This is a genomic window from Micromonospora sp. NPDC005161 (genome assembly GCF_053599855.1).
In genome coordinates this window covers 98034-123890 of sequence record NZ_JBSFYQ010000008.1, presented here as the reverse complement: position 1 = coordinate 123890, position 25857 = coordinate 98034, and the positions used below count along the sequence as shown (strand labels likewise).

24 protein-coding genes are annotated in these 25857 nt (G+C 72.2%); 20 read left to right on the top strand and 4 right to left on the bottom strand.

Going from position 1 to position 25857, the window contains the following annotated elements; translation table 11 throughout:
- Positions 1-177: 177 nt before the first annotated feature.
- The 7 genes from pdxH (at position 178) to ACWD5O_RS10545 (ending at position 6293) form a co-directional block, all read left to right on the top strand.
- Positions 178-807, top strand: coding sequence for a pyridoxamine 5'-phosphate oxidase (gene pdxH / locus ACWD5O_RS10575; protein WP_354964628.1), 630 nt, complete (start codon positions 178-180; stop codon positions 805-807).
- Positions 804-2102 carry an MFS transporter gene (locus tag ACWD5O_RS10570; protein ID WP_354964419.1) on the top strand — a complete coding sequence of 433 codons (1299 nt, stop codon included), beginning with the start codon at positions 804-806 and terminating at the stop codon, positions 2100-2102. The genes pdxH and ACWD5O_RS10570 overlap by 4 nt, the downstream gene beginning before the upstream one ends.
- 18 nt (positions 2103-2120) lie before the next feature.
- Entirely contained in the window at positions 2121-3050 is a 930-nt protein-coding gene (locus tag ACWD5O_RS10565) for an aldose 1-epimerase family protein (RefSeq protein WP_354964420.1), read from the top strand.
- A 23-nt stretch (positions 3051-3073) separates the two neighbouring features.
- Entirely contained in the window at positions 3074-3676 is a 603-nt protein-coding gene (locus ACWD5O_RS10560) for a nitroreductase family protein (RefSeq protein ID WP_354964421.1), read from the top strand.
- Positions 3677-3864: 188 nt separating this feature from the next.
- Positions 3865-4170: a type II toxin-antitoxin system VapB family antitoxin gene (locus ACWD5O_RS10555; RefSeq protein WP_007454850.1), complete on the top strand. Its 306-nt coding sequence runs from the start codon at positions 3865-3867 to the stop codon at positions 4168-4170.
- A gap of 44 nt (positions 4171-4214) precedes the next feature.
- Positions 4215-5378 (top strand): acyl-CoA dehydrogenase family protein, encoded by a 1164-nt coding sequence (locus ACWD5O_RS10550; RefSeq protein WP_354964422.1) that lies wholly within the window; start codon positions 4215-4217, stop codon positions 5376-5378.
- Positions 5379-5477: 99 nt separating this feature from the next.
- Complete coding sequence (locus ACWD5O_RS10545; protein WP_354964423.1) at positions 5478-6293, top strand: DUF4230 domain-containing protein; 816 nt, start codon at positions 5478-5480, stop codon at positions 6291-6293.
- A gap of 242 nt (positions 6294-6535) precedes the next feature.
- Here the strand turns inward: ACWD5O_RS10545 and ACWD5O_RS10540 are convergent, their stop codons facing one another.
- Positions 6536-6745 carry a PspC domain-containing protein gene (locus ACWD5O_RS10540; RefSeq protein ID WP_354964424.1) on the bottom strand — a complete coding sequence of 70 codons (210 nt, stop codon included), beginning with the start codon at positions 6743-6745 and terminating at the stop codon, positions 6536-6538.
- A gap of 571 nt (positions 6746-7316) precedes the next feature.
- Between ACWD5O_RS10540 and ACWD5O_RS10535 the strand changes: the two genes are divergently transcribed.
- The 10 genes from ACWD5O_RS10535 to ACWD5O_RS10490 all read left to right on the top strand — a co-directional run bounded on the left by ACWD5O_RS10535 (position 7317) and on the right by ACWD5O_RS10490 (position 20902).
- Positions 7317-8687, top strand: coding sequence for an L-serine ammonia-lyase (locus tag ACWD5O_RS10535; RefSeq protein ID WP_354964425.1), 1371 nt, complete (start codon positions 7317-7319; stop codon positions 8685-8687).
- A gap of 70 nt (positions 8688-8757) precedes the next feature.
- Positions 8758-9585, top strand: a complete 828-nt coding sequence (locus tag ACWD5O_RS10530; protein WP_449935556.1) for an ABC transporter permease — start codon at positions 8758-8760, stop codon at positions 9583-9585.
- A 1-nt stretch (position 9586) separates the two neighbouring features.
- Positions 9587-10333, top strand: a complete 747-nt coding sequence (locus ACWD5O_RS10525; RefSeq protein WP_074316275.1) for an ABC transporter ATP-binding protein — start codon at positions 9587-9589, stop codon at positions 10331-10333.
- Positions 10330-12399 carry a DUF5941 domain-containing protein gene (locus ACWD5O_RS10520; RefSeq protein ID WP_449935553.1) on the top strand — a complete coding sequence of 690 codons (2070 nt, stop codon included), beginning with the start codon at positions 10330-10332 and terminating at the stop codon, positions 12397-12399. The genes ACWD5O_RS10525 and ACWD5O_RS10520 overlap by 4 nt, the downstream gene beginning before the upstream one ends.
- A 15-nt stretch (positions 12400-12414) precedes the next feature.
- Positions 12415-14625 carry a bifunctional glycosyltransferase/CDP-glycerol:glycerophosphate glycerophosphotransferase gene (locus tag ACWD5O_RS10515; RefSeq protein ID WP_387322902.1) on the top strand — a complete coding sequence of 737 codons (2211 nt, stop codon included), beginning with the start codon at positions 12415-12417 and terminating at the stop codon, positions 14623-14625.
- Between the two features lie 74 nt (positions 14626-14699).
- Positions 14700-16049 (top strand): ABC transporter ATP-binding protein, encoded by a 1350-nt coding sequence (locus ACWD5O_RS10510; RefSeq protein WP_450085108.1) that lies wholly within the window; start codon positions 14700-14702, stop codon positions 16047-16049.
- 92 nt (positions 16050-16141) lie between these two features.
- Positions 16142-17152, top strand: a complete 1011-nt coding sequence (locus tag ACWD5O_RS10505) for a hypothetical protein (RefSeq protein WP_450085107.1) — start codon at positions 16142-16144, stop codon at positions 17150-17152.
- 62 nt (positions 17153-17214) lie between these two features.
- On the top strand, positions 17215-17679 hold the full coding sequence (locus tag ACWD5O_RS10500; protein ID WP_450085106.1) for a DUF4442 domain-containing protein: 465 nt from the start codon (positions 17215-17217) through the stop codon (positions 17677-17679).
- A 59-nt stretch (positions 17680-17738) separates the two neighbouring features.
- The gene (locus tag ACWD5O_RS10495; protein WP_450085105.1) at positions 17739-18533 is read left to right on the top strand and encodes an HAD family hydrolase; all 795 of its coding nucleotides are present in this window, start codon (positions 17739-17741) and stop codon (positions 18531-18533) included.
- Positions 18530-20902, top strand: a complete 2373-nt coding sequence (locus ACWD5O_RS10490) for a glycoside hydrolase family 65 protein (protein WP_354964431.1) — start codon at positions 18530-18532, stop codon at positions 20900-20902. The genes ACWD5O_RS10495 and ACWD5O_RS10490 overlap by 4 nt, the downstream gene beginning before the upstream one ends.
- A 108-nt stretch (positions 20903-21010) precedes the next feature.
- Here the strand turns inward: ACWD5O_RS10490 and ACWD5O_RS10485 are convergent, their stop codons facing one another.
- On the bottom strand, positions 21011-21190 hold the full coding sequence (locus ACWD5O_RS10485) for a hypothetical protein (RefSeq protein ID WP_210911137.1): 180 nt from the start codon (positions 21188-21190) through the stop codon (positions 21011-21013).
- 222 nt (positions 21191-21412) lie between these two features.
- Here ACWD5O_RS10485 and ACWD5O_RS10480 point away from each other — a divergent pair, with 222 nt between their 5' ends.
- Positions 21413-22090, top strand: coding sequence for a dienelactone hydrolase family protein (locus ACWD5O_RS10480; RefSeq protein ID WP_354964432.1), 678 nt, complete (start codon positions 21413-21415; stop codon positions 22088-22090).
- Here the strand turns inward: ACWD5O_RS10480 and ACWD5O_RS10475 are convergent.
- Positions 22085-23218: an AI-2E family transporter gene (locus ACWD5O_RS10475; RefSeq protein WP_354964433.1), complete on the bottom strand. Its 1134-nt coding sequence runs from the start codon at positions 23216-23218 to the stop codon at positions 22085-22087. The genes ACWD5O_RS10480 and ACWD5O_RS10475 overlap by 6 nt on opposite strands.
- Before the next feature lie 202 nt (positions 23219-23420).
- On the opposite strand from ACWD5O_RS10475, the gene ACWD5O_RS10470 reads away from it, so the two are divergent.
- Both ACWD5O_RS10470 and ACWD5O_RS10465 read left to right on the top strand, forming a co-directional pair.
- A complete protein-coding gene (locus ACWD5O_RS10470; RefSeq protein WP_387323569.1) occupies positions 23421-23591 on the top strand; it encodes an antitoxin in 171 nt (56 codons plus the stop codon).
- Positions 23592-23745: 154 nt separating this feature from the next.
- The gene (locus ACWD5O_RS10465) at positions 23746-25050 is read left to right on the top strand and encodes an FUSC family protein (protein WP_354964435.1); all 1305 of its coding nucleotides are present in this window, start codon (positions 23746-23748) and stop codon (positions 25048-25050) included.
- A gap of 9 nt (positions 25051-25059) precedes the next feature.
- Here the strand turns inward: ACWD5O_RS10465 and ACWD5O_RS10460 are convergent, their stop codons facing one another.
- Complete coding sequence (locus ACWD5O_RS10460; protein WP_450085104.1) at positions 25060-25704, bottom strand: C39 family peptidase; 645 nt, start codon at positions 25702-25704, stop codon at positions 25060-25062.
- Positions 25705-25857: the final 153 nt, after the last annotated feature.

Here is a 25857-nt window from a genome sequence, read left to right as displayed (position 1 = left end):
CTGAGTAACCGGATACGCGACCCGCTGCGACTGTGCTGCACACGACATCCCCGGACGCGCATTCTCCGCGCCGCTCGGCAAGACTGGGCGCTGCGGTCTGGCCAGCGCGGGAGGGCGCCGGCGGGGCCGCCGAGAAGGAGTGGGAACGTGACGGGCGACACACCCGCCCCGGCCGCGATGCGTAACGAGTACGCCGCGGACCTGGGCCTGACCGAGGCTGACCTGGCCGCCGACTGGCACACGCAGTTCGACCGCTGGTTCGCCGACGCGGTGGCCTTCGGGCTACCCGAACCCAACGCGATGGTGGTGGGCACCGCCGACGCCGCCGGCCGGCCGAGCGGGCGGACGGTGCTGCTCAAGGGGTACGACCCGGACGGCTTCGTCTTCTTCACCAACCACCTCTCGCGCAAGGGCGTCGAGGCGTCCGCCAATCCGCACGCCAGCCTGGTCTTCCCGTGGTTCCCGATGCAGCGTCAGGTGGTGGTCACCGGGCGCGTCGCCCCGGTCGACCGTTCGGTGGCCGAGGCGTACTTCGCCAGCCGCCCGCGCGGCTCCCAACTGGGCGCCTGGGCCAGCCCGCAGTCGCAGGTGGTGCCGGACCGGGCGGCGCTGGAGGAGAGCTACCGGGCGGCTGCCGAGCGGTTCGACGGCGAGCCGGTGATCCCGACCCCGCTGCACTGGGGTGGACTGCGGGTCCGACCCGACACGGTGGAGTTCTGGCAGGGCCGGGCCGGTCGGTTGCACGACCGGCTGCGCTTCCGCCTGCTCGACGAGGGCGGCTGGACCGTCGAGCGGTTGGCACCGTGACCGGTGTGCAGGAGGCCCGGCCGCGCGGAGCGCGCCGCTGGGCGATCGATCTGCGTCCGCTTCGCGTGCCGGCGTACCGCAGGGTGTGGTTCGGCAACAGCGTGGCGATGTTCGGCTTCCAGTTCACCGCGGTGGCCGTGCCGGTGGAGATGTTCGGGCTGACCAAGGGATCGTTCTGGGTCGGCCTGCTCGGCGTGGCGGGTTTCCTGCCGCTGCTGGTGTTCGGCCTGTGGGGCGGTGCGGTCGCCGACGCCCGGGACCGGCGTCGGGTGCTGCTCGGCGGCGGCGTGCTGCTCTGGGCATCGACGGTGGCGCTGCTGGCGCACGCCCTGCTCGGGCTGGGTAGCCCGCTGCTCCTGCTGCTGCTCGTGGCGTTGCAGTCGACCGCCTTCGCGATCACCTCACCGACCCGGAGCGCGATCCTGCCCCGGCTGGTCCCGGACGAGCTGGTGCCGGCCGCGAGCACGTTGAACTTCACCACCTTCACCGCCACCTCGGTCTTCGGACCACTGGCCGCCGGGCTGATCTTCGCCATCTGGCGGACCGATGTGGGACTGCCGATCGCGTACGCGGTGGACGCGGTGCTGTTCGGCGCCTCGTTCTGGGCGACGTGGCGGTTGCCGGCGATGCCGCCCGAACCGGACCCGGCGGCCGAGAACGGTCCGCGTCGGGCCGGCCTGAGCAGCGTCATCGACGGGTTCCGGTACCTGGCCACCACGCCGGTGCTGCTGCTCTCGTTCGGGGTGGACCTGATCGCGATGATCCTGGCCATGCCCCGGGCGCTCTTCCCGGAGATCGCCACCGAGCGGTTCGGCAATCCCGCCGCGGTCGGCTGGCTCTACAGCGCCATCGCGATCGGCTCGATGATCGGCGGGCTCACCTCCGGCTGGATCGGCCGGCTTCGCCGGCAGGGGCTCGGGCTGGTGCTGGCGGTGGTCGGCTGGGGGGTGGCGATCGCGGCGGCCGGCCTGGCCCGTCAGCTCTGGCTGATGATCGCCCTGCTGGCCGTGGCCGGTGCCGCTGACCTGGTCAGCTCGGTGCTGCGCCAGTCGATGCTGTTGATCTACGCGCCGGATCGGATGCGCGGCCGGTTGCAGGGGGTGAACACGGTCGTGGTGGCCGGCGGTCCGCGCCTGGGCGACCTGCGGGCCGGCACGATGGCCGCCGGGTTCGGCGTCGGGGTGGCCTGGGTGGCCGGCGGGCTCGCCTCGGCGGTGCTCGTGGTGGCGCTGGCGGCCGCCTTCCCGGCGCTGCTGCGCTACCGGGCGGCGGCGTCGAGCGGGGACCGGACGTGACCGGTTAGGGTCGCCGGCATGGACAGCCCCGACCAGCGCCCCTTCTCCGGCGCCCAGTGGACCATCTCCGCCGCCGGCCACGAGGCCGTCATCGTGGAGGTGGGCGGCGGGCTGCGGACGTACCGGCACGACGGGGTCGAGCTGGTCGACGGGTACCAGGCCGACGAGGTCTGCCCCGGCTGCGCCGGGCAGGTGCTGGCGCCCTGGCCGAACCGGATCCGCGACGGCCGCTACTCCTTCGGGGACCGGACGCACCAGCTCCCGCTGACCGAGCCGGAGCGGCACGTGGCGATCCACGGGCTGGTCAACTGGGTGCCGTGGCGGCTGCTGGAGCAGTCGGCGGACGCGGTGACGGTCGGCTACGACCTGCCGCCGCAGCCCGGTTACCCGTGGCCGCTGCGGCTGCGCAGCCGGTGGAGCGTCGGCCGGGGCGGGCTGCGCGCCGAGCACGAGGTGACCAACACAGGCGCTGCGCTGGCGCCGTTCGGCTTCTCCGTGCACCCGTACCTGCAACTGCCGGGCGTCGCGGTGGACGACCTGGTCATGCGGCTGCCGACGCGTACCCGGCTGCTGGTGGACGGGCGGCTGCTGCCGGTCGGCGCGACCCCGGTGGCGGGTACCGAGTACGACTGGACCAGCCCCCGCCGGATCGGCCGTGCCCAGCTGGACCTCTGCTTCGGTCAGGTGATCGCCGACGCCGACGGCGGCTCGTCGGTGAGCCTGGCCGCGCCGGACGGCTCGTCCGGGGTGAGCATCTGGGCGGACCAGGAGTTCGGCTGGTGGCAGGTGTTCACCGGGGACGCGCTCACGGGCGAACGGCATCGTCGTTCGGTGGCGATCGAGCCGATGACCTGCCCTCCGGACGCGTTCCGCTCGGGCAAGGATGTGCTCACGCTCAAGCCCGGCGCGACCTGGCGGGGCGCCTGGGGCATCCGCCCCGGGGCTTGAGCCGGGCCGGCGGGGAGAACGGGATGGAGTTCGCCGAGGTCGTCCGGCGTCGGCGCATGGTGCGCAACTACGACCCGGACCGCCCGGTCCCGCCCGACGTGGTGGACCGGCTGCTCGACCACGCGGTGCGCGCCCCGTCGGCCGGGTTCGCGCAGGGCTGGGGTTTCCTGGTGCTGGAGGAGGCGGCCGACCGGGAGCGGTTCTGGGCGGCCACCACGCCGGACGGTGGTGGGCGGGAGCGGTGGCTGGCCGGGATGCGCCGGGCGCCGCTGATCGTGGTGCCGCACGCCAACGAGTCGGCCTACCTCCAGCGGTACGCGGAGCCGGACAAGGGCTGGACGGACGGGTCCACCGACCGCTGGCCGGTGCCCTACTGGTACGTGGACACCGGGTTCGCCGCGCTGCTGATGTTGCTCACCGCGGTGGACGAGGGCTTGGGCGCGTGTTTCTTCGGCATCCCGCCGCAGCGGCTGGCCGCTTACCGGGACGCGTTCGGCGTGCCGACGGACCATCGACCCGTCGGAGCCATCACAATCGGTTACCGCGCACCCGACCATAGGTCACCGTCGCTGCGCCGAGGTCGCCGTCCTGTGGACGAGGTGGTGCGGCGCGGCCGGTGGAGTTGAGTGCGGCGTCCCGTTCGTCCGGTTGGGGATCGGACGAGCGGTAGCGAAACTGACATCAGGGAGCAGAACGTGGTGTGCGCTGGGCGGCTAGGCTGGCACGCGTCATCGGTACCGCGCCACGCGGTGCCCGCCGCGACCCGGCTCGGCGCCGCCGGTCGGCTCGGCCACGGGGAGGGGAGCGTGCCGTCGTGATCTTCAGAGCGGTCCGGGACGGGCGTCCCTATCCAGAGCACAACCTGACGCTCAAGCAGTGGGCGGAGATCCCGCCGCGACCGCTGCGCCTGGACCAGTTGATCACCACCAAGCGTGAGCTGGCGCTCGACAAGCTCCTCGCCGAGGATTCCACCTTCTATGGGGACCTCTTCCCCCACGTGGTGCAGTGGAATGGCGGGCTCTACCTGGAGGACGGCCTGCACCGGGCCCTGCGCGCCGCCCTGCAGCAGCGCAACCAGATCCACGCCCGGGTGCTGGTGCTCTCCGAGCCGATCGAATGACGCGTCCGCGCCCATCGGCCTGAGTCTTCGTTAAGGTGGCGTCCATGACCGCTCCACTGGACCTGCTCGACCTGGACCCGTCGCTCACCGAGGAGGAGCGGCAGATCCGCGACGTCGTACGTCAGCTCATCGACGATCGGGTGCGCCCGCACGTCGCCGACTGGTACGAGGAGGGCCGGGTGCCGGCCCGCGAGCTGGCCCGGGAGTTCGGCAAGCTCGGGCTGCTCGGCATGCACCTGACCGGGTACGGCTGCGCCGGCGCCTCCGCGGTCGCGTACGGGCTGGCCTGCCAGGAGCTGGAGGCCGGCGACTCGGGCGTCCGTTCCCTGGTCTCCGTGCAGGGCTCCCTGGCCATGTACGCCATCTGGCGCTACGGCAGCGAGGAGCAGAAGCAGCGCTGGCTGCCGTCGATGGCGACCGGCGAGGCGATCGGCTGCTTCGGCCTGACCGAGCCGGACCACGGCTCGGACCCGGCGTCGATGGCCACCCGGGCCCGCCGCGACGGCGACGACTGGGTGCTCACCGGCGGCAAGATGTGGATCACCAACGCGCCGATCGCCGACGTCGCGGTGATCTGGGCGCGCACCGACGAGGGCGTCCGGGGTTTCGCCGTACCCATGGACACGCCCGGTGTCACGGCCCGCGAGATCCGCCGCAAGATGTCGCTGCGCGCGTCGGTTACCGGCGAGATCGTGCTGGACGACGTCCGGCTCCCGGCGGACGCCCAACTGCCCGAGGCGGTCGGGCTCAAGGCCCCACTGAGCTGCCTCACCGAAGCCCGGTACGGCATCGTCTGGGGCTCGGTCGGCGCCGCCCGGGACTGCCTGGAGACGGCCTTGGCGTACGCCACCACCCGTACCCAGTTCGGTCGTCCGCTGGCCGGTTTCCAGCTCACCCAGGCGAAGCTCGCCGACATGGCCGTCGAGCTGGTGAAGGGGCAACTGCTCGCGCTGCACCTGGGCCGGCTCGCCGACGCCGGCCGGCTGCGGCCCGAGCAGGTCAGCGTGGGCAAGCTGAACAACGTGCGGGAGGCCCTGGCCATCGCCCGGCAGTGCCGCACCATCCTCGGCGCCAACGGCGTCTCCGGCGAATACCCGGTGATGCGGCACGCGAACAACCTGGAGAGCGTGCTGACGTACGAGGGCACCTCGGAGATCCACCAGCTCGTCATCGGACAGCGGCTCACCGGGGTCTCGGCCTTCGCCTGACCTGCCCGTTTACGCTTTCCGGTCGCTCGACGCGCGGGTGTCGTACGGGGGCCGTACCGTCAATGGCAGACGACGTGTCTGACGAGGACGGTGAGCGTGATGGCCCGCGACGCTGGCATCAACGAGCCTACGAGGGAGTTCCCCGGATACCCCACGGGCGACGATCTCCGGCAACGGTCGGACACCCCGACGGAACCCGTGCCGGGCGGCCCGGCCGGCCCGGGCGACTCCGGTGGCCCCGGCGGCACCAGTGGGCCGACGAGCGGCGGTGCCGGTGGTCCGGTCCGCGGTCTGCTCGTGCTTCTCGGGGCCGCCGCGCTGGCCGTGGTGGTGCTGCTCGGCGTGCAGGCGACCGGGCTCCTGCCGGAGTTCCGCAACCCGTTCGCCAAGGAGCAGACCGACCGCAGCCAGCCGCCGCTGCTGAAGTCGATCCGGGACCTCAGCCGATACGTGGCCGCCGAGGGCAACTTCCAGGTCGTGGTCGACACCCAGAACGACCGGCGCAACGTACCGGACTTCCTGCTCAACGAGCGCACCCTGTTCGTTGGGGCGGGCAGCGTCGAGGCGTACGTCGACTTCGGCAAGATCGGGGAGGGCGCTGTCGTCGAGTCCGCCGACGGCACCTCGGTCGAGATCAAGCTGCCCGCGCCGCAGCTCGGCGAGACCAACCTCGACCTGGAAAAGAGCTACGTGTTCGCCGAGCAGCGCGGTCTGATCAACCGGCTCGGCGACCTGGTCGGCAACGACCCCAACCGGCAGCAGCAGGTCTACCAGCTCGCCGAGGAACGGATCACCGCCGCCGCCCGGGACAGCGGGCTCTCCGCCCGAGCCGAGGAGAACACCCGCAAGATGCTGGAGGGGCTGCTCCGCTCCCTTGGCTACCAGCAGGTCACGGTCACCTACACCGCTCCCTGACCGCTGGACCTCGCACGTCGAAGCGCCCGCCCCGACGACCGTCAGGGCGGGCGCTTCCGTCATCGAACTCTCCGCGCCCCGCGCCGTGCCTCGCGCTCCGTCCCGGCGCAAGATCCACGCAACTTCAGGGATGTTGGTGTTTCCGGCCGTCGTGAGGCAGCAACTTCCCAGAAGTTGCTGCCTCAGCCCGGGGCGGGCCGGGGGCGGGGGCGGTTTCGGTCGGGGTGGGATGCGGGTGAGGGTCAGTGCCGGGTGGAGGCGAGGTAGCGGTCCTCGTTCGGCATGAGGATCCAGAGGATCAGGTACACGATCACCTGGGTGCCGGGCAGCAGCAGCGACAGCAGGAACAGCAGCCGGACCATCCCGGCGGACATGCCGAACCGCTGACCGAGGCCGGCGCAGACACCGGCGATCATGCGCCCCTGGCGGGGCCGAACCAGTTTGCGACTCATCGTCGTACTCCCACTCTGCGGCGGTACGCCGCGTCTGCAATCCACGGTAGAAAGGGACGGCCAGTTCACCCTCGGTCCCGAGGAGGATCGGCAACCCGTGGACCCGTAGGTACTTACCCGTGCGGCTCCGCTCCGACGCCTCCGGTGCCGCACCCCGTCCCGCCCAATCGGAGGCCCGCGCCGGCGTCGGCGCCACGCGGGGATTCCGCGTCATGCCGACGTTCCGCGACGCGCACTCCCCGAGGAGATCGTGCTCGATCCTGGATGTAGTGCTCTCGGGCATGAGCGGAAGCCGCTACATCCTGGATCGTGCGCGATCTTGCGGCGGGACGTCGCCGGGACGGGGCGGGGAGGTGGCGGTGAGACGGCGGGTGAGTGGCGGTCCGGCGATCACGTCGCGGTGGCCGGGTGGGCCGTGAACTGGGCGGGTAGGCTCGCTGGTTGGGCACCCACACCCCGGGTGGCCGGCGGCCACCCGACCGGGCGGCCACGAGCGGGGCCGCCAGACCGGTGGCCACGACCGGGCCGGATCCCGCACCACGGGACGACGGCGAGGAAGCGCAGCGCAGCCATGATCAGTGTTTTCGACCTCTTCAGCGTCGGCATCGGGCCGTCCAGCTCCCACACGGTGGGGCCGATGCGGGCCGCCCGCACCTTCGTGGCCGGGCTCAAGGCCGACGGGCTGCTCACCGACACCGCACGGGTGCAGGCCGAACTGTTCGGCTCGCTGGGCGCCACCGGGCACGGCCACGGCAGCGACCGGGCGGTGCTGCTCGGGCTGGCCGGCGAGGCACCGGAGACGGTCGACACGGACACCGTCGGCCCCCGGGTCGAGCGGATCCGGGCGGAGCGGCGGATCAGCCTGCTGGACGCGCACGAGATCGACTTCGACCCGGACCGGGACCTGACGCTGCACCGCCGCCGGTCGCTGCCGTACCACCCGAACGGGATGACCTTCGTGGCGTACGACGGGACCGGCGCCGAGGTGCGCAGCCGCACCTACTACTCGGTCGGTGGCGGCTTCGTGGTGGACGAGGCGGCGGCCGGCGCGGACCGGATCAAGCCGGACAGCACCCGGGTGCGGTACCCCTTCCTGACCGGGGCGCAGCTGCTGGAGGTGACCACCGCCACCGGCCTCTCGATCAGTGAGGTGATGCTGGCCAACGAGCGTTCCTGGCGCAGCGAGGCGGAGATCCGGGCCGACCTGCTGGAGATCTGGCGGGTGATGCGGGAGTGCGTGGAGCGTGGCTGCGAGCGGGACGGCGTACTCCCTGGTGGGTTGAAGGTCCGGCGGCGCGCGGCGGAGCTGCGGCGCAGCCTGGAGGCGGACACCGCGACCACCGATCCGCTGCGCGCGATGGACTGGGTGACGCTGTTCGCCCTGGCGGTGAACGAGGAGAACGCCGCCGGCGGCCGGGTGGTCACCGCGCCGACCAACGGCGCGGCGGGGATCATCCCGGCGGTGCTGCACTACTACACCCGGTTCGTGCCGGGTGCCTCCGACGACGGCGTGGTGCGGTTCCTGCTGGCGGCCGGCGCGATCGGCGTGCTGTTCAAGGAGAACGCCTCGATCTCCGGCGCCGAGGTCGGCTGCCAGGGCGAGGTGGGCTCGGCCTGCTCGATGGCCGCGGCGGGCCTCGCCGAGGCGCTCGGCGGCACCCCGCAGCAGGTGGAGAACGCCGCCGAGATCGGGATGGAGCACAACCTCGGGCTCACCTGCGACCCGGTGGGTGGCCTGGTGCAGATCCCCTGCATCGAGCGGAACGCGGTGGCTAGCATCAAGGCGATCACGGCCGCCCGGCTGGCGCTGCGCGGCGACGGTGTGCACGCGGTGTCCCTGGACAAGGTCATCAAGACGATGCGGGAGACGGGCGCCGACATGAAGGTCAAGTACAAGGAGACGGCGCGGGGCGGCCTGGCCGTCAACGTGATCGAGTGCTGATCTGGCCGACTCGGGGCATTCGTTCACCGACTGCTAACCTGTCGTCCGTTTCAGGAGGCGGGAGGCAGCGGTGACCTCTGGCGTCGCGGCGTTGTGGTCGCACCGCAACTCGCTGCGCATCCTGGTCAGACGGGACCTGGCGGTCAAGTACCAGCAGTCGGTGCTGGGCTATCTCTGGTCGTTGATCGAGCCGCTCGGCATGGGCGCCATCTACTGGTTCGTCTTCGGCGTGCTCTACTCGCGGGACACCGGGCGGCACCTCGGTGAGGCGGCCGGATCGTATCCGCTGTTCCTGATCACGGGGATCTTCGCCTGGATGTGGACCAGTTCGGCGCTGAGCGAGGCCACCAACGCGCTGACCGGTCAGTCCCGGCTGATCACCACGATGAACGTGCCGCGCCAGGTCTTCCCGATCGGCCGGGTCACCGGCCGGTTCGCTGAGTACTTGGCCGGTCTGCCGATCCTGATGGCCATCGCGGTGATCTACGGGGCGCACGGCCGGATCCATCCCGGCTGGTCGCTGCTCTCCCTGCCGCTCGCGGTGGCCGTCCAAGCCGTCCTGCTGATCGGGCTGGCCCTGCTGCTGTCCGCGTGGAACGTGCTGATGCGTGACGTGGAGCGGTTCATGCGGCTGATCATCCGGGTGCTCTTCTACGCCACTCCGATCATCTATCCGCTGAGTCTGGTGCGGGAATCCGGCCTGCCGGGCTGGCTGAAGGTGGCGTACGAGCTGAACCCGCTGGTCGGGATCTTCCAGCTGCACCACGCGATCTGGTACCCGGATGAGTTCCCGGACGCTCGGCTGCTCACCACCACGGTCGTCGGCAGCCTGCTGGTGCTGGCCGCCGGCTGGTGGTCGTTCCGCCGGTTGGAACCCGCAGTGCTCAAGGAACTCTGACATGGCCGCGCCGATCATCGAGGCCGACGGCCTGGGCATCCGGTTCGTCCGCAACCGCCGCCGGCAACTGCGGCTGCGGGAGTTGTTCATCCACCGGGGCGGTCGGGGTGCCCTGCCCGGCCAGTTCTGGCCGCTGCGCGACGTGTCGTTCACCGTCGAGCCGGGCGAGACGGTCGGGGTGATCGGCCGCAACGGCACCGGCAAGAGCACCCTGCTGCGGTTGATCGCCGGGGTGCTCATTCCGGACGAGGGCAGCATCCGGGTGCACGGCGCGGTGGCGCCACTGCTGGAGCTCTCCGCCGGTTTCTCCAACGACCTGACCGGGCGGGAGAACCTGCACCTGGTCGGTGGGCTGCACGGGCTGTCGACGGGCTATCTGAAGCGGCACTTCGACGAGATCGTCGAGTTCGCCGGTGAGCAGGTGGAACGGGCCATCGACACGTCGGTGCGGCACTACTCGTCGGGGATGAAGGTGCGGCTCGGCTTCGCGATCATCTCGCATCTGCCGCACCCGATCCTGCTGATGGACGAGGTGACCGCGGTCGGTGACGCGGAGTTCCGCAAGAAGTGTTACGCGACGATTGATCGTCTGCTCGGGGAGGGGCGCACGCTGGTGCTGGTGTCACACAACGAAAAGGACCTGACCCGGTTCTGCCGTCGGGGGTTGTACCTCGACGCGGGCCGGTTGATGCTCGACGGCACCATCGCCGAGGCGCTCGACGCGTACCACGCCGCGGTCCCGCGGTGACGCTCGCGATCGTGCTCGCCGCCGGGACGTCCGCGGCGGGCCTGACCACCGCGACCGGCGAGCCGCTGGCCGACCGGCTCGCCGCCCAGCTGCGGCAGGCCGGGGCGGACGAGGTGCGCTTCGCCGCCGGGTTGGACGAACTGGCCGCCCTGGCCGACCACGCCACCGGCCCGCTGCTGATCACCGGCACCGACCTGGTCGCGCACACCGCCGTGCTGAGACACCTGGCCACCAGCCCGGTGGGGCCGACGGTGGCACTGGTGCTCACCGACCCGGCGGTGCCCGGGCGGACGGCCGTGCGCGAGGAACGTGGCCAGGTGGTCGACGCCGGCGCGGTGGACGCCCTGGACGGCGAGGCCACCGGCGTGTTCGGCGGCGCGCTGCGGGTCGGCGTGGCTGACCTGTCGACCCTGGCCGCCGCCGCCCGGGCCGCCGCGATCGGCGTGCTGCCGGTCGCCACCCCCCTCGGTCCGCCCGGGGAGGTTTCCGCGTTCCGGCCCACCGAGGGCGCCGGGCCGGCCGGGCGTCTCGCGCCGGTCCCGGCCGGCGGCCCTGGGTCCGCCGTGGACCGGCTCGTCGCGGGTCTCGCCGCGCTCGGCACCCTGATCTTCGCCCAGCGGGTACGTCTGCTCGTCGCACACCGGGTCGACGACGCGGCTGGGCTGGTCGCCGCCGAGGCGGCGGTGACCGCGGTCGACGAGGACCGGGCCGAGTTGCGGCTGGCGGTGAAGGAGAAGGACGACTTCTTCTCGACCTACTTCGTCAGCACCTGGTCGCCGTACGTGGTGCGGGTGGCGGCCCGGCTCCGGCTCACCCCGACCGGGGTGACGGTGATCTCGGTGCTCTTCGCGCTGGCCGCCGCGGTGCTGTTCGGGGTCGGCGGGCGGCCCGCGCTGGTCAGCGGCGCGGTGCTGCTCTACCTCGGGTTCGTGCTGGACTGCGTGGACGGCCAGTTGGCCCGCTACACCCGGCACTTCAGCGCCTGGGGTGGCTGGCTGGACACGATGGCCGACCGCGCCAAGGAGTACCTGGTCTACGCCGGGCTGGGTTTCGGGGTGAGCCACGCCGGGCTGGGCAACGGCTGGGCGCTGGCGATCGCCGCGATGACGTTGCAGACCGTCCGGCACATGACCGACACCTGGTACGGCGTGCTGCACGACGAGGCGGCGCGTCGGCCCCGGGCGGCGACGGGTGCCAGTGGCGGCATCGGTGACCGGTTGAACGCCGCGTCGACCCGGGTGCAGGCGGACACCGGCTCGCTGTCGTACTGGCTGAAGCGGACCGTGGTCTTTCCGATCGGCGAGCGGTGGGCGCTGATCGCGCTGACCGTGGCGCTGTTCAATCCGCTGGTCAGTCTGATCGCGGTACTGGTGTGGGGTGTGCTGGCGTTCGCGTACACCGGGGCGCTGCGTACGCTGCGGGCCCGCTGGATGTGGGTGCCGGTGCTGGACACGGTCGATGCCACGCTGCACCGCGACGACGGCCCGCTGGCCCGCCGGCTGCCGGTGGTCCGCCCGATGGGGCCGCTCACCCTGGCGGTGATCGCCGCGCTGGGTTCGGCGGCGTTGCTGGTCGCGGCGTTGCTGGGCGACGTGCCCGACGGGCTGCGCTGGGCGGTGCCGGTGGCGTTGCTGGTGCTGCTGGTCGGTGGCCTGGGCGCCGGGGCCGCGCACAACGGTCCGCTGGACTGGCTGGTGCCCGCCGCGTTGCGGGCCGCCGAGTACCTGTTCGCGATCGCGGTCGGGGTGGTCGGCGGCGCGCCGGGGTGGCTGATCTTCGGCTACGTCTTCGTGCTCACCGTGCACCACTACGACCTGACCGCCCGGCTGGAGAAGCGGCAGGCGGCGCCCCCGTTGCACCCGGCCACGCTGGGCTGGGAGGGACGTTCGGTGCTGCTGGCCCTCGCGGCGATTGCCGGAATCGTGAGTATCGGCATGGCTACACTCGGTACATACCTTCTCGTGGTTTTCGTGGCGAGCGTCGTCCTGGCCTGGTTCGTCCGGCCGGCCCGTAGCGCGCGGGCGTCGGCCGCGCCGGCGGGCGCGGGAGGTGGCGCGCCGCGCTGACGGAGGGACGGCCGGATGACCCTGATCAGTTTCGTGGTGCCGGCCTTCCGCGTGCAGGGATACCTGCGCGAGTGCCTGGACTCGATCCTCGGCCAGCCGGAGACCGACCTCGAGGTGATCGCGGTCGACGACTGCTCCCCGGATTCCAGCGGCGAGATCATCGACGAGTACGCCGCCCGCGACCAGCGGGTCCGGTCGATCCGGCTGCCGGAGAACGTCGGCCTCGGTCCGGCCCGCAACGTCGGGCTGGACCGGGCCGTCGGGGAGTACGTCTGGTTCCTCGACGGCGACGACTGGCTGGCGCCGGAGTGCCTGCCGGAGGTCGCCGAGCGGTTACGTGCCACCCGGCCGGACGTGCTGCTGGTCGACCATGTCCGGACGCACTGGAACGACACCGCCACGCGCAGCGCGATGGCGGAGGTGTTCCCGGAGTCGCCCGGCGCGGCCACCTTCCGACTGCGGGACCGGCCGGAGGCGATGCGGCTGCTGCACACCGCGTGGAACCGGCTGGTACGCCGGGAGTTCCTCGTCGATCTGGGGCTGCGCTTCGCGCCCGGCTGGTACGAGGATGTCTCGTTCAGCTACCCGGTGCTGATGGCGGCTCAGCGGATCGGCGTACTCGATCGGGTCTGCGTCAACTACCGGCAGCGCCGGGCGGGCGCGATCACCCGGACCCGGGGTGACCGGCACTTCGAGGTGTTCCCGCAGTGGCACCGGGTCTTCCACCTCATGGACACCTGGGGGCCGGCGGCGGACGCCCTGCGGCCGGCGGTCTTCGAGCGGATGATCTGGCACTACCTGACCGTGCTCGGCAACGGCCAGCGGATCGCCCCGGAGCTGCGGCCCGCCTTCTTCGCGCAGATCACCGCCGACTACGCGCGCTGGCTGCCGGACGGCGGGTACCCGGCGCCGGACGGGGTGGAAGGGATCAAGCACCGGCTGGTCGCCACCGGCCGCTGGCGGACGTTCAGCGCGTTGCGGGCGGCGAGCCGGGCCCGCGACACCGCCCGCCGGCGGGCTCGCACCACCCGGCGTCGGGTCGGGCCGGCCGCCCGGCGCGGCGCCCGACTGACCCGCGACGGCCTGCTGCGCGAGTACTACCGCGCCGAGCTGCGGCGGCCGGTGGATCCGACGCTCGCGGTGTACGCCGCCTACTGGTACCGGGGGTACGCCTGCAACCCGGCGGCGATCTACGAGGTGGCCCGCCGGCTGGCCCCCGGTGTACGCGGGGTGTGGATCGTGCGCCGGGACCGGGTGGACACCGTGCCGGCCGGGGCGGAGTACGTGGTCGCCGGCACCCCGGCCTACTACCGGGCGCTGGCCCGGGCCCGGTGGCTGGTCAACAACGTCAACTTCCCGGACTTCGTCCGCAAGCGGCCGGAGCAGGTGCACGTGCAGACCCACCACGGCACGCCCGTCAAGGTGATGGGGCTGGACCAGCAGCGCTACCCGATCGGTGCCGGCCGGATGGACTTCGCCGGGCTGCTGCGCCGGGTGGACCGCTGGGACTACAGCGTCAGCGCGAACAGCTTCTCCACCCAGATGTGGGACCGCGCGTACCCGGCCACGTACACCACTCTGGAGGTGGGCTACCCGCGTAACGACCGACTGGTCAACGCCGGCCCCGACGAGGTACGCCGGCTGCGCGCGGAGTTCGGTCTCGGCCCCGACGAGCAGGTGGTGCTGTACGCCCCGACGCACCGCGAGCACCTGCCCGGCTACCGGCCGCCGTTCGACCCGGACCGGTTCGTCGAGGCGCTGGGTGACTCCGGTCGGCTGCTGATGCGCAGCCACTACTTCCACGACCGGGATCGCAGCCCCCGCCGCGCGGTGGACCGGGAACGGGTCCGCGACGTCAGCGGCCACCAGCGGGTGGAGGACCTCTACCTGGTGGCCGACGTGCTGGTCAGCGACTACTCCTCGGCGATGTTCGACTATGCCGTGCTGGATCGGCCGATCGTGCTCTACGCCCCGGACTGGGAGGCGTACCGGCTGGCCCGGGGCGTCTACTTCGACGTCACGGCGGAGCCGCCGGGCGCGATGGCCACCACGTTCGCCGACCTGCTCGACCTGTTCCGCACCGACGCGGTGCGCTCGGACGCGGCGACCAAGGCCCGCGCCCATTTCCGGGGCCGGTTCTGCGGGCTGGACGACGGGCGCGCGGCGGAGCGGGTGGTGCGCCGGGTGTTCCTGGGTGAGCCGGACGAGAGGGCCTCGCGCTGCTGATCGCACCGGCCCGGTGTCGCTTAATGGCAGCGTCATCAGTCGAACATGAGACGTTCACCCGATGTGCTGATTCAATGATCCTGGTCACAGTCTTCTGGAGTTCGGTCGACGAGCTGGGGGAGGGGACGGTGACCACCGTCGCGCTCAAGGATGTCACCAAGATCTTCAAGGACGGCACGCTGGCCGTCGACAGCATCAATCTGGACGTGAACGACGGCGAGTTCATGGTGTTGCTCGGCCCGTCCGGCTGCGGCAAGTCCACGGTGCTGCGGATGATCGCCGGGTTGGAGGACCCGACCCAGGGTGCGGTGCTGCTCGACGGGGAGCTCGCGAACGACCTGCCGCCGCGGGACCGGAAGATCGCCATGGTCTTCCAGGACTTCGCCCTCTATCCGCACATGACGGTGGGTGACAACATCGCCTTCCCGCTGCGCCTGGCCGGGATGGAGCCGACCCCGCGGGGTGAGCGGGTCACCGACGTCGCCAGCGCGCTGGGCATCGGCGACGTGCTCGCCCGCAAGCCGGGTCAGCTCTCGGGCGGGCAGCGGCAGCGCGTGGCGATGGGCCGCGCCATCGTCCGCCGGCCCGGGCTGTTCCTGATGGACGAACCGCTGTCCAACCTGGACAGTGGGCTGCGTGCGGAGCTGCGTGCGGAGATCTCGGGCCTCACCCGGGAGCTGGGCGTCACCACCGTCTACGTCACCCACGACCAGGCCGAGGCACTCACCATGGCCGACCGGGTGGCGATCATGCGCCGTGGGGTGCTCCAGGACGTGGGCACCCCCACCCAGGTGTATGGGCGGCCGGCGACGCTCTACGTGGCCGCCTTCCTGGGCAGCCCGCGGATGAACCTGCTCGAGGCGTCGGTCTACGTGCACCTGGACCGGTACGTCACGCTCAACCTTGGCGAGCAGTCGCTCTACCTACCCTGGGACGACATCCGCAGCCGGGCCGTGGCGCACTACCACGGCGAGCGGATCGTGGTCGGCATGCGAGCCGAGGCGCTCACCCCGGTCTCCCCGGACAGCCCCGGTGACGTGCTGCGTGGCCGGATCCGCTACCTGGAGCACCACGGGCACGAGTCGCTGGCGTTCCTCGACATCGGCGCCACCGCGATCGTGGTCGACGAGATGGGTGCGCGGCTGGACGAGCCGCCGGTGGGCCAGCGCGGCCTGCGCCGGTTCAGCTCGGTCATGCAGCGGCTGACGGGCAAGGCCGTGGAGGCGGAAGACTCCGCGGGTGGCACCCGGACGAGCGTGCTCCCCGACCCCGGTCGGCACCATCGCCGCCCGGCGGAGCTGGCGGTGCGGTTGGCGCCGTACCCGGCGGTCGCCGCGGGTCACCCACTCGCCGTGGCGGTCCGGATGGACGCGCTGCACTTCTTCGACGAGCGCGGGGGCCGGATCGACGTGGGATGGCGCTGACGCCACGCCGGAGCGGGGTGGCGAAGGCGCTGCCGGTGTCCTACGGTCTGCGCACCCAGTCCACATGAAAGACCACCGAGAGGGGTGCACCCGTGTCGGGTGACCGTCCCAGCCCGCTCGTCATCGAGCGCATCCTGCGCGACCGGCAGGGCATCTGGCAGCAGATCGTTTCCGAGCGCGACCTGAACGCGTTGACCGGACGCATGCTGGCCAGCTCCGCCATCGCGCTCGCCTGCTACGGGGCGGTTCTGGGTGCCTTTCACAGTCCGTTGATGGCGCTGACCTCCGCGCTGAAGCTGCCGCTGCTGTTCCTGGTCACGCTGGCCATCTGCCTGCCCACGCTCTACCTGTTCAATCTGGTCTTCGGTGCCCGCCTCTCGGTGCGCCAGTCACTGGCACTGGTGATGGTGGCGATCACGGTCACCTCGATGCTCGCCGTGGCGTTCGCGCCGATCAGCCTCTTCTTCCTGATCACCGCGCCCGACTACGGCTTCTTCAAGCTGCTCAACGTGGCGATCCTGACCCTGTCGGCGCTGGTCGGGCTGCGCTTCCTGACCGGCGGGATGCAGGTGCTCAACGACCACGGCCTGCTCGCCCCGGCGGCGGCCCAGGCTCAGACCCCGGCGCAGGCCGTGCCGGCCGCCGTGCCCGCCGGCGCAGTGCCGGCTGCCGCGCCGGCTGGCCAGGTCGCCGAGCCGGTCGCCGTGCCGGTTGGCGCCGCGGCGGCCGGGTCGGCCGGTACGGTCCCGAACGGCGCCACCCCCGAGGTCGGCTCGACCGCCGCGCAGGCCCCGGCGCAGGTCCCCGCCCAGTGGAGCGGGCAGCCGGCCGACGCCTCGTTCCCGCCCGGCATGCTGCCGCCCGGCTACCCGCAGCCGCACCGCCAGTGGGCCAACCAGCCGGTACGCCGTGGCGAGCCGACGCAGCGGCCAGCCAGCATGACCCTGCTCTACATCTGGATCCTGCTCTTCGGCTTCGTCGGCACCCAGCTGGCGTGGACGCTGCGTCCGTTCTTCGGCGACCCGGGTCAGGACTTCGCCTTCTTCCGCAGCATCGACGGCAACTTCTACGCGGAGATCCTGCGGACCATCGCCAACCTCTGAGCACCGACGGGACCGGGAAATCCCTGGTTGCCGGGCTGGTTACCGGCTAGTAACGTCAGCCTATGACCATCGACTCCCGCCAGGTGGCGGCCGGCATGCTGGAAGCGGTGCCGTTCGCCCGTACGCTCGGCTTCGAATTTGTCGAGGTGGCACCCGAGGCGGACGGCGGGGTGCGGGCGGTCGTCCGTCTGCCCGACTCGCCGGCCACCCACAACCACGTCGGCGGGCCGCACGCCGGGGCCATGTTCACCCTGGGTGAGACTGCCTCCGGCGCGGTCGTGCTGGCCGCCTTCGGGCAGTTGCTGGACCGTGCCGTGCCGCTCGCCGTCCGCGCCGAGATCGCCTACCGCAAACTGGCACGGGGCCCGGTGCTGGCCACCGCGCGGCTCGGTCGGCCGGCTCTGGAGGTGATCGACGAGCTGGAGTCCGGCAAGCGGCCGGAGTTCCCGGTCGAGGTCGAGATCACCACCGAGGACGGCACGCCCACCTCGGCGATGACCGTGGTCTGGACGCTGCGGCCGAACTGAGCGCCGTCTGGCGGCGGAAACATGGTTTGCCGACCCGGACGGATGGTTAGATTCGTAGCGTGCTGGGCCTACCTGCTCACGTGACCGCCTGTCTCTTCGACCTGGACGGTGTGCTGACGCAGACCGCCAAGGTGCACAACGCCGCGTGGAAGGAGACGTTCGACGAATTCCTGCGGCAGCGCGCCACAGCCACCGGTGAACCGTTCCAGCCGTTCGACGCCGGCCCGGACTACAACCGCTACGTCGACGGCCGACCCCGCGCCGACGGCGTCCGGTCCTTCCTGGCCTCCCGCGGGATCGTGCTGCCCGAGGGCGGCCCGGACGACCCGCCGGACGCCGACACGGTCAACGGGGTCGGCAACCGCAAGAACGTCCTGCTGCTGCAACGCCTGCGCAGCTCCGGCGTCGAGGTCTACCCGGGTTCGGTGCGCTACCTGGAGGCGGCGATCAACGCAGGGCTGCGTCGAGCCGTGGTGACCGCGAGCGCCAACGGGCGCGAGGTGGTCGCCGCCGCGGGGCTGGAACCGTTGCTGGAGGAGCGGGTCGACGGGCTGGTCGCCCGGTCCCAGGGCCTGCGCGGCAAGCCGCACCCCGACACCTTCCTCGCCGGGGCCAGGCTGCTCGGTGTCGACCGGTCGCAGGCCGCCGTCTTCGAGGACGCGCTCTCCGGGGTGGCCGCCGGCCGGGCCGGCGGCTTCGGTTACGTGGTCGGCGTCGACCGGGTCGGTCAGGCCGACGAGCTGCGCGCGCACGGCGCCGACGTCGTGGTCAGCGACCTCGCCGACCTGCTCGACGCGGGTGACGCCAGCCCGCCCGCGGCTCGCCACACGACGGCGGAACGGGGCCCGGCGTGATCCGGGAGCGGGCCTATCCGGTCGAGCCCTGGCACGTTCGGGAGACCCGGCTCGACATGGACGTGCTGGCCCAGTCGGAGTCCGTCTTCGCGCTCTCCAACGGGCACGTCGGGCTGCGCGGCAACCTCGACGAGGGCGAGCCGCACGGCCTGCCCGGCACCTACCTCAACTCGTTCTACGAGCTGCGTCCGCTGCCGTACGCGGAGGCCGGCTACGGCTTTCCCGAGTCCGGGCAGACCATCGTCAACGTCACGAACGGCAAGCTGATCCGGCTGCTGGTCGACGACGAACCACTCGACGTGCGCTACGGCGAGCTGCTCTCCCACGAGCGGATTCTCGACATGCGTGCCGGCACCCTGCACCGGGAGCTGCACTGGCGCTCGCCGGCCGGCCACGAGGTCAAGGTCCGCAGCACCCGGCTGGTGTCGTTCACCCAGCGGTCGGTCGCCGCCATCAGCTACGAGGTGGAGCCCGTCGACGGGCCGCTCCGGCTGATCGTGCAGTCCGAGCTGGTCGCCAACGAGACGCTGCCACCGCAGAGCTCGGACCCCAGGGTCGCGGCGGTGCTGGAATCGCCGTTGCAGGCCGAGGAGGAGCTGACCACACCGGATGGTGGGCAGCTGATCCACCGCACCAAGGTCTCCGGCCTGCGGGTGGCCGCCGCGATGGAGCACGAGGTGCACGGCCCGGACCGCACCACCATCGAGTCCGAGGGGTACGAGGACTGGGTCCGCACCACGATCGCCTGCGTGCTCAAGCCCGGCGAGAAACTGCGGATCGTCAAGTACCTGACGTACGGCTGGTCGAGCCGGCGCTCGCTGCCCGCGCTGCGGGACCAGGTCGGCGCGGCGCTGGCCGGGGCCCGACTGGACGGTTGGGACGGGCTCTGCCGCGAGCAGCGCGCCTACCTCGACGCGTTCTGGGACGCCGCCGACGTACGGGTCGAGGGGGACCCGGAGGTGCAGCAGGCCGTCCGTTTCGGCCTCTTCCACGTGCTCCAGGCCGGTGCCCGGGCCGAGCGTCGGCCGATCTCGGCGAAGGGGCTGACCGGCCCCGGCTACGACGGGCACGCATTCTGGGACACCGAGATGTTCGTCCTGCCGGTGCTCACCTACACCCAGCCGAGCGCGGTGCGCAACGCGCTGCACTGGCGACACAGCACCCTGGCGCAGGCCCGGGAGCGGGCCGAGACGCTCAACTTCAAGGGCGCAGCCTTCCCCTGGCGGACCATCGAAGGTCCGGAATCATCCGGATACTGGCCGGCCGGCACCGCGGCCTTCCACATCGCCGCCGACATCGCCGATGCGCTGCGCCGCTACGTGCTGGCCACCGGGGACACCGAGCTGGAACGGGAGATCGGGCTGGAGCTGTTGGTGGAGACCGCCCGGCTGTGGCGCTCGATCGGCCACCACGACCGGCACGGGCACTTCCACATCGACGGGGTCACCGGCCCCGACGAGTACACCGCGATCAAGAACGACAACATCTACACCAACCTGATGGCGCAGCGGAACCTGCTCGCCGCCGCCGAGGTGGTGATGCGCTACCAGGATGAGGCGTTCCACCTCGGGGTCACCGACGAGGAGGCGGCGAGCTGGCGGGACGCGGCCAGCTCGATGCACATCCCGTACGACGAAGAGCTCCAGGTCCACCAGCAGACGGAGGGGTTCACCCGGCTTCAGGAGTGGGACTTCGCGCACACGCCGGCGGAGAAGTACCCGCTGCTGCTGCATTACCCGTACTTCGACCTGTACCGCAAGCAGGTGGTCAAGCAGGCCGACCTGGTCCTGGCCATGCACTGGCGGGGGGACGCGTTCACCCCGGACCAGAAGGTGCGCAACTTCCTGTACTACGAGCGTCGCACCGTACGCGACTCGTCGTTGTCGGCCTGCACCCAGGCGGTGCTCGCCGCCGAGGTGGGCCATCCCGAGTTGGCGCACATCTACCTGCGCGAGGCCGCGCTGATGGACCTGCACGACCTCAACGAGAACACTCGGGACGGCGTGCACATGGCCTCGCTGGCCGGCGCCTGGCTCGCCCTGGTCGGTGGGCTCGGCGGGTTGCGGGACCACGATGGTCGCCTGTCGTTCGCGCCCCGGCTCTCCAGCCGACTCAGCCGTCTGGAGTTCTCGCTCCAGTGGCGCGGGCTGGCGTTGCGGGTGGACGTCCGGCCGCACCAGACGACGTACTCGCTGCGCCACGGCGGCCCGGACGACGTGGTGGAGCTGCGCCACCACGACCAGGTGCTGCGGATCACCTGCGACGAGCCGGTGACCGTGCCGGTGCCGCCGGCCGATCCGTCCGGGCCGCAGCCGGAGCAGCCGCCGGGCAGGTCACCGCTGCTGCGGTTGCCCGAGCACGAGGAGTGAGGGCCGGGACGGGATAGCTCCCGTCCCAGCCCTCGAATCTCACGTGGGCCCCGACCGTCGAGCGCCGGGCCGGCCCCGGCCGTCGGATCGGTGGACCCGGCCGGTGCGTCAGACGGGCTCGCCGGTGGAAGGGCGCCCCAACGCGTCCCTGGGCGCCATCGCCCGGGGATCCTCGGAGGTACGCGCCTGCGCGGCCTCGTCCCCCCAGTCCCGGCTTCGCTCGGCGTCCTGTTCCCGCCGGTTCCGCTCGTCCATCTGCTGCTGCCGCGACGTCTGCTGCTGGGCCATGACGATCCTCGCGATCCGTCGGGGCGCGGTGTGCGCCGACACGGTCTGCGGTCGCCCCACGGCTACCCGACGGTCCACCCGGCAAACACCACCCACAGCCGGTGCGGTCACTGGCAAGCCGGCGGCGTCCCGTCGCCGTGTCCGCTGACCCGGCACGGCGGCGGTGCGTGCGGCGCGACGAGTTGGGTACCCACAGCACAGGCGAGTACGGGGAGGTGGGGCATGGACGAGCAGCGCAGCACGGTGACCATCCCAATCGGGGACGCCCAACTCCCCGCAGATCTGATGCTGCCCGCTCAGCCGGTGGGTGCGGTGCTCTTCGCGCACGGCAGCGGCAGCTCGCGGCACAGCCCGCGCAACGTGGCGGTGGCCCGGACGCTGAACGCTCGTGGGCTCGGCACGGTACTGGCGGACCTGCTCACCCCAACCGAGGACGAAGAGGACGCGCGCACCGCCGAACTGCGGTTCGACATCGGGCTGCTGGCCGGCCGGCTGGCCGGGATCGTGGACTGGATGGCGGCCGAGCGCCCCGCCGGTGACGTGCCGATCGGCCTCTTCGGGGCAAGCACGGGTGCCGCCGCCGCCCTGGTCGCGGCGGCGTCCCGCGCGGACCTGGTGGGCGCGGTGGTGTCCCGGGGCGGCCGACCGGACCTGGCCGGCACCGCTCTGGCGCAGGTACGTACGCCGACGTTGCTCCTGGTCGGCGGCTTGGACGAGGAGGTGATCACGCTCAACGAGCAGGCGCTGGCCGAGCTGGGGGAGGTCGGCGAGCTGCGGGTGGTGCCCGGTGCCACCCACCTCTTCGAGGAGCCCGGCACCCTCGACCAGGTCGCCGACCAGGCCGGCACCTGGTTCACCACGCACCTCAGCCGGGCGACCGCCCCGTCGCGTCGATCATGAGGTTGACGGGACATCCGACGCCCCCGCGGGAGTGCTGGGGTTGTGGTGGCGTTGGACGGTGTCGATGACGCGCCAGAGGACGGCGGTGATCGGGACACTGACGAAGGCGCCGGCGATGCCCGCGATCAGGGTGCCGGCGGTGACGGCCACCAGGATCACCGCCGGGTGCAGCCGGACCTGCCGCTTCATGACCAGCGGCTCCAGCAGGTTGCCCTCGATCTGCTGCACGGCGATCACAGCGGCCAGGGTGAGCAGCGCCGTGGTCGGCCCGTTGGCGGCCAGGGCCACCAGCACCGCCACCGCGCCGGCCACCGTCGCGCCGATGATCGGCACGAAACCGCCGAGGAAGGTGATCAGCGCCAGCGGCAGGGCGAGCGGCACCCGCAGCACCACCAGGGCCAGGCCGATGCCGATCGCGTCGATCGCGGCGATCAGCATGGTGCCCCGGCTGTACGCGCCCAACGTCCGCCAACCGGCCCGGCCGGCCTCGGCCACGACAGGCCGGTTCGGGCCGGTCGTCCGGGACAGCACCCAGTGCCACATCGAGCGGCCGTCCTTGAGCAGGAAGAAGAGCAGCACCAGGGCGAGCAACGCGGAACCCAGCACCTCGGTCACCGTCCGGGCGCCGGCCACCGGGTCCGGGGAGCTCCCGCTCAGCCCCTGCCGCGCCTGGTCGACCAGGCGGTCGAGCTGCGCGTCGGTGACGGGCAGGGTGGACGTGACGAAGTCCCGGGTGCGGTCCAGCCCCTGGGTCAGCTCCTGGCTGAGTTGGTCGAACTGGCTCGCCGTCAGGTTCCACACGAGCGCGCCGACCCCCACCAGGATGCCGAGCAGCAAAAGTACGGTGAGCAGCGCGGCCAGCGCCGCGGGCAGCCGCAACCGGCGCAGCCGGAGCAGCACCGGGTCGAGCAGCGCGGTGAGGAAGATGGTGGCGGCCAGCGCGATGGCCAACGGCGCCAGCAGCACGGCGATCCGGCCCAGCAGATAGAGCCCGGCGACGACCACCACCAGGCAGGCGCTCCACAGCACCGCGATCCGGACCAGCCAGGGCAGCGCCGCCCACGCCTGGCGCGGCCCGGGGCCGCCCGTTGTCGCCCCGATGCCCGCCCCGGGCTCGTCTGCCGCCATGTCGGCCCTCCTCGATCTCGCGAGGTCGGTACCCGGCCCGGCGTGTGCCGACACCCATACCGCTTCAACGGTGGGTGAACGGCCGGCGTGGCGGGTGTAGCGGGCCGTTCCTGACCACCCCCTGCGACCGGTTTGCGCTGCCGGGCCCAGGGAACGCTGACGGGAGTGACCAGAGTGGAGGAGGAGCGCCGTGGGTGACTTCATGGACAAGGCCAAGGATTTCGCGGACAAGCACGACAAGCAGGTCGACCAGGGGCTGGACAAGGCCGGCGACATGGCCGACAAGCGCACCGGCGGAAAGTACGACGACAAGATCGACAAGGGTGTGGACCAGGCTCAGGCGCGTACCGGCGAGGGCGACCAGGTCCGCTGACCTACCGGGCCGTTCCCCGGGTCGCCGTGCACGCGGCGGCCCGGGTCCCCTGCCCGGGCGCTGGGCGAGCAGCTCGCCGAAGCGATCGGTGCCGCTGGGGGCCTCCGGGGCAGATGGGAACGATTGTCCCCCCGACGTCCGGGTAACCGTCGCCATGGCCGATGTCCGACCACCATCCGAGAGCGACCGGTCACGGCTCGACCAGGCCGCCGAGAGGGCGTTGCACCGCAGCGGGGAGGCCGGCCGGGTCCGTGCCCGGCAGTGGGAGGTCACCCTGGTGATCGCCATCCAGGCCGGGCTGGCCGCGGCGCTCGCCGCCCTGATCGCCCAGCACCTGCTCGGCCCCGGCGCGCACGTCTTCGCACCCGCCGCCGCCGTCGGTACGATCGCCACCGCCATCGGTCAGCGGGCCCGGCGCACCTTCGAGCTGCTGGCCGGCGTGGGCCTGGGCATCGTCATCGGCGACACGCTGCGGTTCTTCCTCGGCTCGGGGCCGTGGCAGACCGGCATGGTGGTGGCCCTGGCCATCGCCAGCGCGCTGCTGGTGGCAGGAAAGGGTGGCCAGCTCGTCGGTCAGGCCGGCGGTACCGCCGTGCTGATCGCCACGCTGGCTCCGATGGAGCGCGGCCTGGAGCTGCCCCGCATCTTCGACGCGCTGGTCGGTGGGGTGGTCGGCCTGGTGGTGGTCGCGCTGCTGTTGCCGATCAACCCGATACGGACGCTCGACCGCGCCGCGACGCCGATCTACGCGGTCCTCTGCGAGCAGCTCGACGAGCTGGCACATGCGTTGCGCGAGCGCGACGCCGACCGGGCGATGCGCGTCCTGGAACGGCTCCGTGCCACCGAGGGTGATCTGGGTCGGTTGAACGATTCGCTGAGCGGGGCGGAGGAGGTGGTGACGATCGCACCCGTGCGCTGGCACCGGCGCCAGCAGTTCCACCGGTACGCCCGCAGTGCCGATTACCTCCAGCGGCTGATGCTGGACAGCCGGGCCATGGCCCGCTGGTCGACGACCGCCCTCCAGTACGACGAGCCGATCCCGCCGGAGCTGCCGGACGCGGTCGCCCGACTGGGCCAGGCGGTGGCGGAGATGCGCAGGGAGTGCCGGGTCGGAAACGACACCGAGTGCACCCGCAGGCTGGTCGAACAGTGTGCCGAACTGGCCGGGCGGGCCACCGCGGCCGGCCTCAAGTCGTTCGGCGACGCGCTCGTCACCGGCCTGCGTACGGCGGCCAGCGATCTGCTCCGGGCCGCCGGATGCGAGCCGGACTATGCGAACTCGGTCGTCCGCCGGGCGGCCGGGGCCGGCGAGGCGGTCGTCCACCCGCCGCTCCGGCGACGCCTGCACCGGTCCCGGCCGACCCGGGCCGCCCGGGCCCGACGGCGTTCGCACCTCGCCGCCCGCAACCGCGACGATGAGCGGGCCGGCCTCCCCGACAGGGGGAGACCGGCCCGATGAACGGCAGGGTCAGGACGAGTAGCCCCGCTCGGCGATCCAGTTGGCGACCTTCGGCAGGGTCATCCAGTACTCGCCCAGCGCCGGGTCGGCCGGGTCGGCAATCCGGATCATGTCGCCACCGTCGCGGTAGCCGACCAGGGTCAGATAGTGCCCGCCCTCGTACGAGTGCGGGTTGCCGTGGGTGTCCACCGTCGTGCCCTTGATGTTGGCCACCACCGGTCGGCCGGCGTCCACCGCCGCCAGCACGTCCCGGCGTAGCTGCTCAACCTGCTCCGGGCGGGCCACCGAGTCACGGATCTCCGTGGTCCGGTACTTGCCGCCGGTCAGCTCGTTGAGCACCCGGGTGGTGTCCAGGGCCGAGGGGGTGCCCGCCTCGGTCGTGCCGAGCAGCTTGGCCACCTCGTCCTGGGAGAGCGCCTTGCCCTGCGCGGAGAGCGCGATGCGGGTGGCGGCCGGGCCGCAGTAGTAGAAGTTCGGCTGAGCCTGGTAGTCGATGCCGAGGACCCGCTCGGCGGAACGGTCGCTCTGGCTCGCCGAGGTCGGTGCGCCCTGCACCGGGGCGGCCTGCGCGGCCACCGCGGGGGCGAGGGCGCAACCGCCGGCGACCAGCATGCCGGCGACGGACAGGCCGCTCTTCTGGATGATCGGATTCATGGTCGAGTCTCCGTTCGGGGGGTTGGCGCCTCCGAGTGGCGGAGGGCGGCAGCACCGGGAATGGCGGTCGGCTCAACAGGAGCGACGACCCGCGGCAGTCTCGGCCGGGGCGTACCGGGGGTGTAACGGCCCTGCTCCGGCCGGCATTCCGCC